Genomic DNA, 17,231 nt, shown 5'->3' on the forward strand with positions numbered 1-17,231 from the left:
GCGCTGGCCCGGGCAAAGCTGCATGGTAACTGTCGCAGACGGCGCGACCCATCTGGGCGACAATCCCCGATCACACAGGAGTGCTGCCTTCCGTGAGTTCAGCTGCGCGATCCACTGCCCTACCGATCGAACCCGGCCTGATGGTGCTGCACGGCAACCGGCTGGAGGATCTGCGCGACCTGCTTGCCGCCTGGCTGGGCCGCGCGCCGTTGCGGCCGCTGGAAAACGAGCTGATGCTGGTGCAGAGCAACGGCATCGCGCAGTGGCTGAAACTGGCCCTGGCCCGCGCGCCGGACGCCGGCGGGCTGGGCATCAGCGCGGCGATCGACGTGCAACTGCCGGGGCGTTTCCTGTGGACCGCCTACCGCGCCGTGCTGGGCCGCGATGCAGTGCCGGCCACCTCGCCGTTCGACAAGACGCGGCTCGCCTGGCGGCTGTTGCGGCTGATCCCGCAGCATCTGGACGACAACGACTTCGCGCCCATGCGCGATTTCCTGGGCGATGACCCGGACTGGCAGAAGCGCTACCAGTTGGCCGCGCGCGTGGCCGACCTGTTCGACCAATACCAGGTCTACCGCGCCGACTGGCTGGACGACTGGGAACACGGGCGCGACGACCTGCACGATCCCCTGCGTGACCGCCTCACGCCACTGGCGCCGAACCAGCGCTGGCAGCCGCGACTGTGGCGGTTGCTGCTCGATGATGTGGGCGCGGCGTCGGTGCGCAGCCATCGCGCCGCCGTGCACAAGGCGTTCGTCGAGCGCGTACCGACACTGGATGCACGGCCAGCGGGGCTGCCCCGGCGCATCGTGGTGTTCGGCATGTCGTCGCTGCCGCAGCAGACGCTGGAGGCGCTCACCGCGCTGGCGCGCTTTTCCCAGGTGCTGCTGGTGGTCGCCAATCCCTGCCGCCATTACTGGGCCGACATCATCGAGGAGCGCGAACTGCTCAAGGCCAGCCAGCGGCGACAGGCCGGCAAACCTGGCGCGCCCGCCGTTCCGCGCTACGAGGATCTGCACCTGCACGCCCATCCGCTGCTGGCGGCGTGGGGCAAGCAGGGGCGCGATTACATCCGCCTGCTGGATGGCTGCGACCAGCCCGACCGCTACCGCCAGCAATTCGCCGCGATCGACCGCGGCATCGACCTGTTCCACGACGTGGAAGGCCACGGCCTGCTGCAACAGGTTCAGCAAGCCATCCTGGATCTGGAACCGCTGCCCGCCGACCCGTCATTGCGCAAACCCTGGCGGGCCGACGACGCATCGTTGCGATTCCATGTGGCGCACAGCCCGCAGCGCGAGGTGGAAATCCTGCACGACCAGTTGCTGGCGATGTTCGAACGCGCCGCCGCTGCGGGCACGCCGCTGGCGCCACGCGACGTGATCGTGATGGTGCCCGACATCCAGACCTATGCGCCGCACGTGCAGGCCGTGTTCGGACGGTTGCCGGCCAGCGATCCGCGCTACCTGCCCTGCAGTGTGGCCGACCAGTCCGCGCGCGGCAGCGTGCCGTTGATCGTGGCGCTGGAGCACTTGCTGGCCTTGCCGGAATCACGCTTCGCAGCCAGCGAAATTTTCGATCTGCTGGATGTCCCGGCCCTGCGCGAGCGGTTCGGTTTTACCGAAGCCGGACTACCCACGCTGCGGCGCTGGATCGAGGACGCCGGCATCCGCTGGGGTCTGGATGGCGCGCAAAAAGGCAGCCTCAACCTGCCCGCGCTGGAACAGAACAGCTGGCGCTTCGGCCTGCGTCGCATGCTGCTTGGCTACGCGGTAGGCGATGGCGAATCGCTGGATGGCATCGCGCCGTACGCCGATGTCGGCGGGCTGGACGCTGCACTGCTGGGGCCGCTGAGCCTGCTGCTGGATCAACTGGAACACCACTGGCAGCAATTGCGATTGCCCGCCACGCCCGATGTGTGGAGTGACCGCCTGCACGGGCTGCTGGCGGATTTCTTCGACCGCAGCGACGCCGAGGACGCACTGCGCCTGAACCGCCTGGACGAGGCTCTGGACGAGTGGCAGCAAGCCTGCCGCGAGGCGGATTTCGCCGAGCCCATTCCGCTGGCCATCGTGCGCGAACACTGGCTGCAGGCCATCGACGAGAGCCGGCTGTCGCAGCGCTTCATGGGCGGCGCGGTGAGCTTCGGCACGCTGATGCCGATGCGCGCGATTCCCTTTCGCGTGGTGTGCCTGCTGGGTATGGATGACGGCGCTTACCCGCGCCAGCAGACACCGCTGGATTTCGACCTGATGGCGCAACCGGGCCACAGCCGTCCGGGCGACCGTTCGCGCCGCGAGGATGATCGCTACCTGTTCCTCGAAGCCCTGCTGTCCGCCCGCGAAACCTTGTACGTGAGCTGGGTCGGCCGCAGCGCGCGGGACAACAGCGCGCTGCCTCCCTCCGTACTGGTGGGGCAATTGCGCGACTACCTGGCCGCCGGCTGGTACCGCAACGGTGATACGCCCACCGACGCCGGCGCGGGCAAGAACTTGCTCGCCGCGCTCACCACGACCTATCCGCTGCAGCACTTCAGCCGCTGCTATTTCGGCGCCGGCGAGGATGCGCGGGTATTCACCTACGCGCGGGAGTGGCAGCAGGCGCATCAGCCCGCTCCCGCCGCATTGCCGGCATCGACGCTGGCGCCGTGGCAACCGGATGTGGCGTTGGGCATCGGCGCGTTGCAACGCTTCCTGCACAAGCCTGTGGCGTATTTTTTCAATCAACGTTTGAACGTGTTCTTCGCGGAAAACAACGACGACGTCAGCGATGACGAACCGTTCGCGCTCGATGGGTTGCAGCGCTACAGCGCCACCCAGGCCGTGCTGCACGCCGCGATCGACCCGGCCGTCGACGACGTCGACCATGCCATCGTCGCGGCGGCCGCGCGCCTGCACGATGAAGGCCGCCTGCCGCCCGGTGGATTCGGTGCCGCGTTGCAGGCGGACATCGCCGAACAGGTCAAGGCGCTGGCCGGCGAATGGCGCGAGGCATGCGCGCAGTGGCCACTCACCGACGACAAGCACGAGCTGCATTACGCCGGCGCGGGATTGCAGGTCGAAGACTGGCTCACCGATCTGCGCCGCAACGACGCAGAACAGTACGGCCGCCTGGAACTGGTCAACGGCGCCTTGGCGGACAAGAACGGCAAACTGCGCCACGAAAAGTTGTTGTCTGCGTGGGTGATCCATTTGCTGGCCAATGCGAACGGCCTGCACATGCAGACCCGACTGATCGGCGCCGATGCGCAGGCGCGGCTGGATGCGTTGCCGCCCGAAGACGCGGCTGCCCAACTGGATGCCCTGCTCGCCGCCCTGCATGAAGGCATGCAATCGCCGCTGCCCATCGCCCGCAAAACCGCGTTCGCGTGGTTGCAATCACCGAAAAACCCGGTCACGGCGGCCAAGGCCTGTTACGAAGGCAACAGCTTCGCCCACATCCCCGGCGAAGCGGGCGAGGACGCCTATCTGGCGCGTGCCTGGCCCAGCTTCGAGGCATTGCAGGCGGGTGGCTTCGAGCGCTGGTTGCCGCTGTATCAGGCCGTGGTTGATGCCACCAGCGGGAGCGACGCATGACGCGGATCGAATCCCTCGCCCCCCTGCACCTGCCACTGCACGGCGTACGCCTGATCGAGGCCAGCGCAGGTACGGGCAAGACATGGACGATCGCCGCGCTGTATCTGCGCCTGGTGCTCGGGCATGGCGACACCGCAACGCCGTTGCTGCCGCCGCAAATCCTGGTGGTCACCTTCACCAAGGCCGCCACCGCCGAACTGCGCGAGCGCATCCGTGCACGCCTGGGCGAAGCCGCCGCCGCGTTCCGCGGCCAGGGCCTTGCCGACGATTTCCTGACCAAACTGGTCGCCGAGTATCCGGAGGCCGACGATCGCGCCCGCGCCGCCCGCCAGCTGGAACTTGCCGCGCAATGGATGGACGAGGCCGCCGTCCACACCATCCACGGCTGGTGCCAACGCATGTTGAGCCAGCATGCGTTCGACAGCGGCCACGCGTTCGTGCAGAACGCCACCGGCGACGAAACCGAACTGCTTGTCGAGGCCGTGCGCGACTACTGGCGCCAGAACTTTTTCGCGCTCGACCGCCGCGATGCCGAGCAGGTCACCGCGCTGTGGAAAGCACCCGGCGACCTGCAATCCAGCGTCGTACCGCTGTTGCGCCAGCCGCTGGAGAATCTTCGTCTGGACGGCCAAACCCTGCCGGTCATCGACAGCCTCGCCATAGCCATGCAGGCACAACTGGCTCCGCTGCATGAAGCAGACAACATCGCGCGCCAGCTCTGGCGCGACGCCGCCGACACCATCGAGGCCAAACTGAAAGCCGCGATCGAGGCCAAGGCGCTCAGCGCTGCCACCTACAAGGCGGCGCAATTCCCCCTGGACATGGACGAATTGCGCCACTGGGCCAGCGACAACGCCGCCATCGACGACAAGACGCTGGCGCGCTACACGCAAAACAAACTGCTGGCCGCCACCAACAAGAACCACGAGACACCGCGGCACCCCGCCTTCGCCGCCATTGAGCAACTGCTGGAAGCCCGGCCCATCGGCAAGGCACTCAAACCGCTGATCTTGGCCCACGCCGTGCCATGGATCGCGGCGCAGATGGAAACGGCCAAGCAGCAGCGCGCGCAACTGGGTTTCGACGACATGCTCAAGCGTCTGGACCGGGCGCTGCATGACGGCAACGGCGAGCAACTGGCGAACACGATCGCCGCGCAATACCCGGTGGCGCTGATCGACGAGTTCCAGGACACCGACCCGCAGCAATGGCGCATTTTCCGGCAGATTTACGCGCAGCGCGCCGACACCGGACTGCTGCTGATCGGCGACCCCAAGCAGGCGATCTACAGCTTCCGCGGCGCCGATATCCACACCTACCTGCTGGCGCGCAACAGCGCCCGCCAGCCGACCTGGACGCTCACCACCAACTACCGCTCCACCGAGGACATGGTCAAAGCAGTGAACCGCGTGTTCGGTTTCGCCGAGGAACACGCACAGGGTGCCTTCCTGTTCGGCAAGGATCAGCACGGCCTGCCCTTCCTGCCGGTAACCGCGCAAGGGCGCGCGGAGCGCCTGCTGCTGCACGACCTGCCCATGCCCGCGCTGCAACTCGCCGTGGCCGCCGACCCAACGCCGATGAGCAAGGACGCCTACCAGAAGATGATGGCCGCACACGCCGCCGCCACGCTGGTGCAATGGCTGGATGCGGCGCAGCGCGGTGAATGCGGTTTCGCCGATGCGCAGGGCGGCTTCAAGCCATTGTCCACCGGCGATATCGCCATCCTGGTGCGCACCGGTAGCGAAGCGAAGCTCATGCGCGATGCGCTGCAATCGCGCGGGTTGGCCAGCGTCTATCTGTCCGACCGCGATTCGGTGTACGCCTCGCCCGAGGCCCACGACCTGCTGTTGTGGCTGCACGCCTGCGCCGAGCCCGGCTCCGACCGCGCCATGCGCGCGGCGTTGGCCAGCGACACGCTGGGCCAGGGTTATGCCGAGCTGGATCGCCTGAATCAGGACGAGATGTACTGGGAAAGCTGCGGCGACCGCTTCCGCCAGTTGCACGACACCTGGCTGCGCCATGGCGTGCTGGCGATGATGCACGACCTGCTGCATGCGTTCCGCCTGCCCGCGGCACTGCTGGCCCGCGCCGATGGCGAGCGCGCGCTGACCAACCTGCTGCATCTGGCCGAACTGCTGCAGCAAGCCGCCACCGCGCTGGATGGCGAACATGCGCTGATCCGCCACCTGACCACCCAGATCGCCGATGCCGGCAGCGCGATGGAAACCGCCGACGAGAAAATCGTGCGGCTGGAAAGCGAGGCCGGGCTGATCAAGATCGTCACCATCCACAAGTCCAAGGGGCTGGAATACCCCGTGGTAATGCTGCCTTTCGTCTGCGGCCTGCGCGAGACAAAACTCACCGACAGCTTCGTCTGGCACGACGACGCCAACCAACCCGCGCTGGATCTTCAACCGACCGGCGCTGCACTCGCTGCCGCCGAACGCGAACGGTTGCAGGAGGATCTGCGGCTTTTCTACGTGGCGCTCACCCGCGCGCGCCACAGCTGCTGGCTGGGCATCGGCAATCTCAAGGATGGCCAGAAGAAAACCTCCGGCCTGCACAAATCCGCGTTCGGCCATGTCTTGGCCGGCGGCGAAAGCATCGAGGCGGAAGCGCTTTCGGCGCGGATCGAACAGCTTTCAAATGGCCATCCATACGTCCATGTCAGCAAGCTGGAAGAACCAGCGGAAACAAGGCGCCACCAGCCCACCGCCGAGACACCAGCCATCCAGCCCGCGCGCACTTTCCACGGACAACCGGCCGAACCGTGGTGGATCGCCAGTTACAGCGCGTTGAAAGTCGCCTCGGTGGAGGCGGCGCCGCGTCACCCGGCGCCGGAAACGGCACAGCAGGACAAGCTGACCGAAGCGCTGAACGAATCTCCTGCGTCGCCCCCGCCGATGGGCAACGTCGAAACACCAACCATCCACAACTTCCCTCGTGGCGCCCAACCCGGCACCTTCCTGCACGACCTGCTTGAAACGGCGGCCGATGAAGGCTTTGCATACAGCGCCACTGCACCAGCCACGCAGAGCGCGCTGATCGATCACCGTTGCCGCCGCGATTTGCAACGATGGAGCGACATGCTGGCGGCGTGGCTACCGCAGTTTCTGAATACGCCGCTGCCCTTGCCCACGGGTGAAAGCGTGCCGCTGGCCGCGCTGGGCGACCACGCTTACCGCGCCGAACTGGAGTTCTGGTTCGAGGCCCATCGCGTGGATGCCAGCGCGCTGGATCAGCTGGTCACCGCGCACACGCTGGACGCGCGGCCCCGCGCGCCACTGCTGCCCGACCGCCTCAACGGCATGCTGAAGGGCTTCATCGATCTGGTGGTCGAACACGGCGGCCGCTATTACATCGTCGATTACAAATCGAACTGGCTGGGCGCCGACGCGGCGGCCTACACCATCGATGCCATGCGCGATTCGGTGCTGCACAGCCGTTACGACCTGCAGTACGCGATCTACACGCTGGCCCTGCATCGGCAATTGCGCGCGCGCCTGCCTGGCTACGATTACGCGCAGCATGTCGGCGGCGTGCTCTACCTGTATTTGCGCGGCATCGATGGCACCGGCCATGGCGTGCACAGCGAACGTCTGCCGTTTGCGCTGGTGGACGCGATGGACCGCCTGTTCGCCGCGGGAGACGCACACGATGCCCACTGAGTCGCTCGCCGCGATGTTCGAATCGGATATCGCACAGCATCGGCTGCGACCACTGGACGTGGCGCTGGCGCGTTTCCTAGCCGAGCGCGACAACGCCGCACCGGCACCGTTGTTGTGGCTGGGCGCCCTGCTCAGCCGTCAGCTGGCCGATGGCCATCTGTGCCTGGATATCGACGCACTGGACGCCATGGCCGACGAGCAGCAATGGCCCTTCCCCTGGCGCACCTTGCTGCACCGCGTGCAGGAGGACGTCGGCACATGGCGTTCCCCGTTGATTGCCGACGCCAAGGGCCAGCCCACCGCCGCGCCGCTGGTGCGCGACGGCAGCCGGTTGTACCTGCGTCGCTACTGGAACCACGAATGCCACGTGGCTGCGGCCATTCGCGAACGCCTGACGCGGCCCCACGAGCTGCCGCTGCAGCTGGCCGACGAACTTCAACGGTTGTTTCCATCAAACGGAAAGAACCCAGTCGAAGCGGTGCACGACACGGCGCCCCTCCACTGGCAGAAAATCGCCTGCGCACTGGCGGCGCGATCCGCCTTCAGCGTCATCACCGGTGGACCGGGCACCGGCAAAACCACTACCGTCGTGCGGCTGTTGGGGTTGCTGCAGACCCTGCATCTGCGCGAGCACGCGCGGCCGCTGCGCATCCGACTGGCGGCGCCCACCGGCAAAGCCGCCGAACGCCTGACCGCTTCGATCATCGCGCAACTGACCACACTGGACGTCGATACAGATGCCCGTACCGCCATTCCCACCCAGGTCGACACGCTGCACCGCCTGCTCGGCTCACGCCCGGACACCCGCCGCTTTCGCCACGACCGCGCCAATCCATTGCACCTGGACGTGCTGGTGATCGACGAAGCGTCGATGATCGATCTGGAGATGATGTCCGCAGTGCTGTCCGCGCTACCTGCCAGCGCACGGCTGATCCTGCTGGGCGACAAGGATCAGCTATCCTCGGTGGAAGCCGGCGCCGTACTGGGCGACCTGTGCCGCCGCGCGCAGGGCGGTCACTACGATGACGCCACCGCACAATGGCTGAAGGCCACCACCGGCGAAGATGTCTCGCCGTTCGTGACCGCCGACGCCAACGCGCTCGACCAGCAAGTGGCCATGCTGCGGCATAGCCACCGCTTCGATGCCGGCAGCGGCATCGGCAGACTCGCCGCTGCCGTGAACATGGGCGATGCATCCGCCGTGCACGCATTGCTGACGACCGCCACGACCGACGTGATATGGGAGCCATCGGCGACACCCTCACACCTGGTCGACCTGGCGATAGATGGACGTTCGCACGCACAGGGCGACAGCAGCGACGCCAACGCATGCGGACATCGCCACTACCTTGAACAACTGCAGCGCCAACGCCCCACCGATGACGCAGGCAACGACGCCCACGATGCGTGGGCACTCGACACGCTGCACGCGTTCAACCGCTTTCAGCTGCTGTGCGCCTTGCGCCGCGGACCGTACGGCGTGGAAGGGCTGAACCGCCAGATCGCCGAAGCACTGCAAGCGCGTAGCCTGATCGAAAGCCGCTTAGCGGGCGTCGGCCCGGGCCATGCAAACGAAGGCTGGTACGAAGGCCGCCCCGTCATGGTCACGCGCAATGACTACAGCCTGGGCCTGTCCAATGGCGACGTCGGCATCTGCTTGCGCTTCCCCGATGGCGAAGGCGGCGCGCGACTGGCCGTGGCATTCCCCGCCAGCACGACGCCAGGCGCAAGAGGCAGCACACACGTACGCCGCATCCTGCCCTCACGCCTCAACGATGTCGCCACTGCCTACGCGATGACAGTGCACAAATCGCAAGGCTCGGAATTCGAACACACCCTGCTGGCCCTGCCACCCGACCCCGGCCCCCTGCTCACCCGCGAACTGCTCTACACCGGCATCACCCGCGCCCGCCGCTGGTTCACCCTGGCCGGCAGCGAGGAGATCATCGAGCTGGCGACCCGGCAACAGACCCGGCGGTACTCGGGGCTGGCTGAGCGGCTGGGAGAAAACCAGGCTCGATAGCACGAATGGCCGCTCAAGAAAGCTGACGACTTCAGTCGCGCGCTCCTATTGAAACCTCGGGGAGAGAAGCGACTGAAGTCGGCTCGTGGAAGGAATCAGGTGGTCGGCGATTCGCAGCTTGCACCCGCACCAAGCTTGCTCGACGCCACTCGACCTGAACCACTGGCGCTCAGCTGGACACCAGGGACGGCTGAGGTACTGCTACCCACTTCATCGGCGTCAGCGACCTTGGCGCAGACATTGAAGGTCACAGGCGTGCTCGACGGCACGCTGGAAACCAGCAGCTCGCCCCGCGAATTGAAAGTGAGCGGCCCGGCCACGTTGGCACGAATCGACGTACCGGAAGGCGCGGCTTCCGTGCGCAGCAAGCTACCGGCGACCCCTGCTACATAGGCGGCATTGGGTGCAGTCGAGATGTAGACCAGCCAGCCGGCATCGTAATTCTTGCCGGTACTGCAGGCGGTTCCACCCGGTGCGGAAAGCGGACAGACCGTTATGTAGCTTCGCGTGGCAGCCGCCTGCCCGCGCGCAAACTGGAGATCCGAGCGGATGTTGTTCGACTGGGCTACCGCACGATTGCGTCGCATGAAATCCCGCATGCTGGGATAGGCGATCGTGGTGAGTATGGCAAGCACGGTCAGCGATATCATCAGCTCGATGAGGGTGAAGCCCCTCTGCCGCCGCCCGACAGGATGCTGTCTGGCAGGGTCCAATAGAGCACGCCGGTTCGGTAACGAGGGCGTGTGAGTACGCTCACTGGCTGGCATGGGCATCATCCGCGATCACAATATTGGTGAACCTGCTTCTGTGCATCGGCCTTGGCGGCTTCACGCTGCTCGGTAGAGAGCTTGGTTGCCGTGGTGATGTCATCGGGGTTTTGCACGGTCCCCGTATCCAGCACCATGGCACGTCCCGACAGCAGGCGGAGATTGTCGCGCGCCGTGGTGCAAGCCTGCTTGCGGAAATCGCTCTTCGCCGCCTGGAGATCCGTCGCCACATCGGCCGGTGCGGGGCCGGCTGCGGTGGTCGCCGGCGCGGGGCCAGCGCCGTCCGCCCGCAGATGCAAGGCTTGCGCCTTGACCGCTGTCGGTTTCTGCTCACCGTAATGGGTGACGCCGTTGGCATCCGTCCATTTGTAGTAGGTCTGCGCCATGGCACTGCTGATCAGCAGCAGCGACGCCGCCAGTACCGTGGCCCGGCGCATCTTCAACGCCCGCCCCAGCAGGTATCTGCCGTACCGGTACCGCTCGACCCCTTCTCGCCCGAACGCGCCAGGGTGAACGCAGTGCAGGCCGAATCCTGCACCTGTGTGCCCTGTGCCGTGGCGGTGATCAGATAGTCGGTGCTGCTGCTCCCGGCCGGGATGCTGACGCTCACCGTAAAGTACTGGCCGGCCACGCTGGACGTGGCCCCCAGCAACGACAGGTTGTTGGTGTACATGTTGTTGCTGAAGAAATAATTCTCCTGCCTTGATGCCAGATCCTGCAGAGCACGCGTTGCATCCGTGCGATGCCCTCGCAGCACGTACTGCCGATACGAGGGAATCGCAATCGCCGCCAGTATCGAGATGATCACCACCACGATCATCAATTCGATCAGGCTGAAACCGGCCATTCCATGCTTGTTTGTCTTCATTGGTTGTCCATCGGCTCACGCCATGAAATTTCGCCATTGCTGGCTCCCCCTACCGACCCCAGCTCCTGCAGCTTGGTGCCGCCACTCAGGCCGACCGCCGCCGTCACCTGGCCATCCTTCACGATCAGCACGGGCGCCGACGCCTTGCCGCCGCCAAGTCCCACCTTGCGGTTGACGTTGCCCGAGGCATCCGTACCGAAGGACCCGGCAAGCGCGGGGTCGGCCGTGCCCGTCAGATAGTTCATCGCATAAAGGTTGCTGTTGCCGGGTACGGGGATCGGCCGGCACTGGCTTTCCCCGGAATCGAGCTTCTTCTGCCTGCTGGCCGGGAGGTAAGTCGTGGTCTGCAGATCGCCCGCGTACAAGGTCTGGCTGCTGACGACACGTTCGGAAGGAACCTGATTGTCGATGTTCCCCGCCGTCAGCTTCAACTTCCAGCCGGAATAGTTGTAGCAACCCGTGGTGGCGTCTTGTGACGTCAACTTGGCGGCGAGGTTATCCACGGTATTTACATCATCGAAACCTTCGGTGGGCAAACCGCTGATGCTTGCGTCATCGGCGGCGACTTCCACGCTGGTGGTATCAAACAGCGGATCGGTCGTGGGCATTTTCTTGCAGTCCGCATCCAGCCAGCTGATCAGGCTGTTGTCGGAAACACCGTAGATGTACTGCTGCTGCGTTCCCTGCGCCGACCCGCCGTCATCGTCGTTGGTGGTGTAGGAGCGACCGGTACCGAAGAACAGCATCGGGCGACCCGTGGGGTCCAGCGCCACCGTGGGGCGAATGGTGACCGGTTGATCCGTGCCAATCACCTGCACCAGCTTGAATGTCGACGGGTCACTGGTATCGGCTGCCGTGGCGTTGCCATCCGCATCGGCGGTGCCGCCGGTGTTCATGTCGAGCTTCCACAGCCCACCGGTATAGGTCGCTTTCTTGACCTCCACGCTCTTGTCCGGATTGGTGACTGCGCCGAAATACACGCCTTCGCTGCTGTAGTTCAGGTCGAAGTCCGTGGAAATCATGTCCCCCGCGAAACTGTTGGCGGGACCGGTATCCACCAGCGACGCCACCGGCGTACTGCTCTTGCTGGACACCATGTCGGCCAGGTCATAAACCCAGACTTTGAGCTTGGTGTCGTATGGGGCCGATACCGGCTTGTCGCCGCTGTCGCCATTCGGGCCACCGTTGTCTGCCGGCCCGGAACCTACGGTCAACAGGAAGTGCAGCTTGTCGTCGGCCTCGCGGTGTACCGAGAACGCCGGCGCCGCCGAAGCGAAGGTGCCCGTCACAATCTCGCCGAGCACGGTGGGTGGCTGTTCCGGATCGGTCACGTCGAGGATCACGTAGGCCGAGTTGGACGCCTGGATATCGGCGGCCGTGCCGTTACCCACCGTGTCCACGCTGATGGGACCGCCGCCGAGACGGAACGGCACAGCCATCACCGTGCCCCATCCGCAGACATGCCCCTTGCTGTCGATATCCGCCGCTGCCGCCGTACCGGCCTTGCATGCTGCGCTTTCGCCCGTAATGGTGGCTGTCGTGAAGATTTGCGCGTCAGTCACTACTGGCGAACCGTCGACGTAGAAGACGTGCGTGTAGTCCTTGTCGGCCAGCCAACGCAAATGCGGCACCAGATTGTCGGGGACAAACGCCCACACTTCCTGGCCCAGTTGCCAGTTGTTGCCCAGTTTCACGTCGGCGTTGCCGGTGCTCATACCGCTGTCCGACGTCAGCTGACGCAGTACTGTCGGGTTGGCGGGGTCGGGGCCAGCCTGGCCGGGGATATAGAAGCCACCATTGAAGGCATGCAGCATGCCGTCATTGGCGCCCACGTAGACCATCTGGCGGCGGCTCTGGTAATTGGCGCGGAACGCGGCATAGCCGAAGTCGCTGTACAACAGGTCGTACGACTCGGCCGGCGTACCCACGATCATCGGTGACGAATCCACGATGTCGCCCAGTCGGTAGGTATACGTGGTGCCGGGTATGGGGGCGTCCGCCCCATTCTCATCCACGTGCTTGGGATCGCCCAGGGTCTTGCCGGTGCGGCTGCGGTAATCGCTGGGATACTCCACACCCCGCACCCAATCGACCAGCTTCTCGGCGAGCGCGGGACTCTTCTCGTTGAGCAAGCCGTAATTGCCAAAGCGCTTGCCATCGGTACCGATGCCGCCACAGAAACCCGATGTGGCTGACAGGGTGTACTTGCCGGTCGTCGCATCACAACTGTCCGCATTCCACACGAAATCCGTCTGCGTACCGGTCGTCACCGTGCCGGTAGCGGTGGCACCGTTCGGCGTACTGGTGAGATAAGTAAAGATGTAGCGCTGGCTGTTGCCGGCGAGGTCGGTGGCGCTTCCGTAGGTGCGCTGTTTGGCCAGGTTGGCGATCGCCTTGGCTGCGGCGCTGTCACTGGCTGCCGTCGGGTCGTAATACGCATTGAGCCACTTGCCGGCGTCCCATGCAGGCCGCAACGGGTTGAACTCCGTGACCATGGAGCAGTCGCCCGTATGCTGGGTCGGGTCGAAATCCCGTCCAGCGGGCGGGATGGCGCAGCGATAACTGGTCATCGCATCCGTCAACGTGCTTGCGGTGTTCTTGCCGGTTGTCACGTAATAGGCGGAACTCTCCAGCTCCTGGGCGCCACTGGTGGTGCCTTCCCGCAGATAACTGCCGTCGGACCAGAATGCCTGCAGGCTGCCCGTCCACTTTACGTCGTTGCGTTGCTGGTAGTACTGCACCTGATAAGACAGGCCATAGCCCTTGACGTCATTGCTCGACGAAGGCGTGGTGGCATTGCCGAAGTTGTCGGCCGCCGACGAGCTGATGTCCTGAAATACCGTATCAAGCTGGGTCTTCAGCTGGCCGGCATTGCGAGCGTAGAAATAGTTTTCTGGATCACTGCGGCCATCAGGCAAGATAGGCGCATCACCCTTGAAATCGCTGTATTTGGTCGCATACCACAACGGCGTCTGCAGCGTGGATACCGGGTCCCCCGTCCCAACGGAAAAACGCTTGACTTGGGGCCTGCTGTTGCAACCACCAGAACCGAGGTTACCAGACGAGTTACCAAGCAAATCACAATTGAACGAGGCACCATTGTTGGCATCGGTACCTTTGCTAGCCTCGCTGTTCTTGACAGCGAATTCGACAAGCCCATCGCTCGTCGTGCCACTTATCTGATAGCCCACTTTAAGAGGGGACGAACTATACCCCACCAGCTGATTGCGAATAATCACATCAGTACTGCCGTCCGGTAAGGGCGACTTCAGCTTGCCATTACTGTCGCACGCCCCCCCTATCGTCGTGGAATTATTCAATATCGTTCCGTTCATCACCACCGGATCGCATATCGCTACACCACCGCTTACGATCGTTGAAGGAAGATTGCAGCTCTTTCCAACGCAATAGGAAATTACATTAGCTTCGTCCTGGTCATGATCCGAACCGTACTGCGAATCTTCCCAGACAAAATAGAAACTTCCGACGTTCGGATAGTCTCCGGTCGGCGTTAATCCGTATACCGTCGGCCCCTTCCCAGCGTAAGCGGGCTGAGCACCGATACGGACACTTCCGATATAACATGTGGTGAAATTGCCAACGCTAAGCGCATCAGCACGGCAGCTGGGCGATAGCGAAATCGACTTATTATCGGTCACTTTGATATCAAATGACGGAAGGTTGTCGGATAGCGATACGCCGTACGTCTTCACCTGAAATTTGGGGAGCTTGGTATCGGTCATTTTACGGATAGCCGTGGATCCATCGGCATTCCACGCGCCATAGCTAAGACCTGCTAGCAAATAGCTCCCCTGCTGGCCTGGCGCACCATTGCAGAGACCCACAATATCTGAGAGTTTGCCGATGGTTGCTGGCTGGCAGACGGCCACATCACTGTAATTTTTACCAGCGACGGTAAGCGAATTTGCAGCTGGCAAGCCTGCCCCTGTAGGACCTGAGTAGGTCGAAAGCATATAGCTCCCGCTGATGCCCTCTGCGCTCTGCACAGCATCCGTCAAGCCGGCAGCATCCAACTTAGCCGTGCCGTCCGCCAGGGTCACCGCGGGTACATTCTCCGCGTCGAATGTATTCAAACCGCTACTTATCAGAACAATGGAACAGGTCGCACACTCCTCGTTGCGAAAAACCCCGTCCACTTTTCCATACGGGTCGACCCAAGTCGGTGTGGGGAGCACGCTTGTCTCACGTGTTGGCGTGGTATCACCGTGGATATACTGCAACGCCGTCGCATACATGCCGGCCAGCGGATTACCAAAATCCGGGCACTTGGCGGGATTGTCCTGAATATCGTAACCGCGCGTTCCCCAAGGGTTGCCACCGGGTGAATTGCAGGCCGTACTTCCAGACGTTCCGTAATTCTTCGGGCCATTAGTCGAATTGGTTTGCCAGCCGAAAACCTGCAGCCGGTCGAGGGTCATAACTATGCCCTCGGTCGCCGTCGCCATTTTGTAGCAAAACGTTCCGTCCTTGCTGTTGAACTCGTCACCAACCTCACAGCCAGTGCCGGTTGCAGTGCCGGTCGGGGAGTTAAAAGCCAGCTTGCCGATGTTTCGACGCAGCTGCCCTCCCTTGCGGGCATTGGTTACGGATCCGGTAACCAGGCCAAAACGCTTGGCGTCGGAACTTCCTTGCTTGCTGTACTTTTGCAGGAGGCCTTCTGGCTTCAAGGAAGTTCCGGTTGCGACGCAGTACGACTCGTTGGGTTGCCCGGCGGCGTTCTTGCACACCGTAACCCGCGCCGTGTAATCGGCATCACTGGTTTTCGATGGCCTGGCACTGTCACCCTCGCCCTTACCGTTCCATTGGCACTGGTACTTGGCCGTTGAGGCCCAATCCGACCAATTGCCGGAAGCCACACGAATGACCGGCGTGCTTTTGATGCCAGATATGGCTTGGGTCGGAGTACTCCAGCCACCTTTCGTGCCCGTTTCGCCTTCGGATACATTACAAAAAGTTTGAGCCGCCGTAAAAGGTGTGTATTTGTTGATATCGGCACCCGAGTAGACCTTCGCCCATGCATGCAGGTCGCTGGGAATTTCCGCGCGTTCAAGGACGGTGCTGGTAGCGGTGTCGATGCTGCGCGTGCCGCCATAAAGAACCCACCGAATGATATCGAGACGGCTCATCGATACCCAATTCAGGAAGTTTCCGCTCCAATCGCCAGAGCATTGATGAGTGGTTGCCTTTTTACTCGAGGAGAAGGTTCCGCTTTTATAACCGTAACAAAGCTCCGGATCGAAATAGCCGTTATAGGTAAAAGCGTTGTTATAGGTGGTATCGATCTTGCCGTCGTTATCCAGATCGGTGTAATCCGGATACGCCTTGTTGAACAATTGCTCGTCCCGCGACATCACCAGCATGACCAACGGCGGCACGTTGGGAGCGGCAAGCGCATTGACCCCGGAGGGGTACGATTCGAAATCAGGCATATCCGCGGTGGAAATCCTGCCCGGTGTCACCGCCGGAGCCGTGCTCTGGGCGGAAACACCCACCAGGGCCACGCCACTGATGATGACTATCGGGAGGCTCAGCCACAGGCCGCGCAAAATGTTTTTGAACGTGGTCATGCCTGCGTCCTCATTTGATTTCCAGCTTGTATTGAGCAATGGTGGCGGCCTCGCCATTACCCGGCACCTTCGTGTCGCTGCGTACCTGCAGAAGCAACGCACCACCACCCTTGGCGGTACCCACACCGACGCTGGAATAGCCCTGCTGCGACGCTGCGCCGGAGCCCTTGTTGAGCATGACGCCGTCGCGGACGATCGCAACCCGGCTATTGATCTTCTGGCTTGCCCCGCAGGACTCGCTGCCATCCGCACAAGTGTTCATGACCACAGCGTCGTCCCAGGTCGATGAATCGTAGTTGTAGCTTTCGGTATGCGTGGCGCAGGTCTGCGGCATGTAGAAAATGACCAGGTTGCTGCCGCCGCAGGATGTCTGCAGACCTTCGCCATCATTGGTTTTGGGGTTGATCAGATCGATCCACGCCTCGCGGTGGGCGAACGTGGTGTACAGGTCGAATTTGCCATCCGGCACGCTGCCACCCCAGCTGACTGGCCAGCCGCGGTTGAACACGTGATCGGCCAGGATGGCCTCCGGAATCACCCGCGCCCGCTCGGCTGCCTCGAATGCCTGCTCGTGCCGCGCGGTGGCGGTGGTCATGCGCATCTCGAGCAAGGTGTCCTTCATCACCATCAAGGCCACCAGGCTCAGCATGACAAGAAATACCAGCCCGACGAACAGGGCCACGCCGCGTTGATACCGACTCGATGGCACGACGATGCCCCGTGAATTAACTGGTGTCGGCAT

8 protein-coding genes are annotated in these 17,231 nt (G+C 63.4%); 3 read left to right on the forward strand and 5 right to left on the reverse strand.

Annotated elements, in window-relative coordinates; all coding sequences use genetic code 11:
• Positions 1-92: 92 nt before the first annotated feature.
• From recC to recD, 3 genes are read left to right on the forward strand one after another with little or no spacing between them, the layout of a single operon-like run.
• Complete coding sequence (gene recC / locus ASD22_RS06670) at positions 93-3,575, forward strand: exodeoxyribonuclease V subunit gamma (protein ID WP_082520172.1); 3,483 nt, start codon at positions 93-95, stop codon at positions 3,573-3,575.
• Positions 3,572-7,243 (forward strand): exodeoxyribonuclease V subunit beta, encoded by a 3,672-nt coding sequence (recB, locus tag ASD22_RS06675; RefSeq protein WP_056080522.1) that lies wholly within the window; start codon positions 3,572-3,574, stop codon positions 7,241-7,243. The genes recC and recB overlap by 4 nt, the downstream gene beginning before the upstream one ends.
• A complete protein-coding gene (gene recD / locus ASD22_RS06680) occupies positions 7,233-9,266 on the forward strand; it encodes an exodeoxyribonuclease V subunit alpha (protein WP_056080527.1) in 2,034 nt (677 codons plus the stop codon). Before recB ends, recD begins: the two co-directional genes overlap by 11 nt.
• Positions 9,267-9,361: 95 nt before the next feature.
• On the opposite strand, the gene ASD22_RS06685 is transcribed toward recD, so the two are convergent.
• From ASD22_RS06685 to ASD22_RS06705, 5 genes are read right to left on the reverse strand one after another with little or no spacing between them, the layout of a single operon-like run.
• The gene (locus ASD22_RS06685) at positions 9,362-9,979 is read right to left on the reverse strand and encodes a GspH/FimT family pseudopilin (protein WP_255357413.1); all 618 of its coding nucleotides are present in this window, start codon (positions 9,977-9,979) and stop codon (positions 9,362-9,364) included.
• Positions 9,980-10,038: 59 nt separating this feature from the next.
• Positions 10,039-10,470: a DUF4124 domain-containing protein gene (locus ASD22_RS06690; RefSeq protein WP_056080532.1), complete on the reverse strand. Its 432-nt coding sequence runs from the start codon at positions 10,468-10,470 to the stop codon at positions 10,039-10,041.
• 2 nt (positions 10,471-10,472) lie between these two features.
• Entirely contained in the window at positions 10,473-10,901 is a 429-nt protein-coding gene (locus ASD22_RS06695; RefSeq protein WP_082520143.1) for a type IV pilin protein, read from the reverse strand.
• Positions 10,898-16,489 (reverse strand): hypothetical protein, encoded by a 5,592-nt coding sequence (locus ASD22_RS16665; RefSeq protein ID WP_156458956.1) that lies wholly within the window; start codon positions 16,487-16,489, stop codon positions 10,898-10,900. Before ASD22_RS16665 ends, ASD22_RS06695 begins: the two co-directional genes overlap by 4 nt.
• 10 nt (positions 16,490-16,499) lie before the next feature.
• On the reverse strand, positions 16,500-17,231 hold the full coding sequence (locus tag ASD22_RS06705; protein ID WP_162245063.1) for a pilus assembly PilX N-terminal domain-containing protein: 732 nt from the start codon (positions 17,229-17,231) through the stop codon (positions 16,500-16,502).

Source organism: Rhodanobacter sp. Root480 (assembly GCF_001426645.1).
In the GTDB taxonomy this organism is placed as follows: domain Bacteria; phylum Pseudomonadota; class Gammaproteobacteria; order Xanthomonadales; family Rhodanobacteraceae; genus Rhodanobacter; species Rhodanobacter ginsenosidimutans.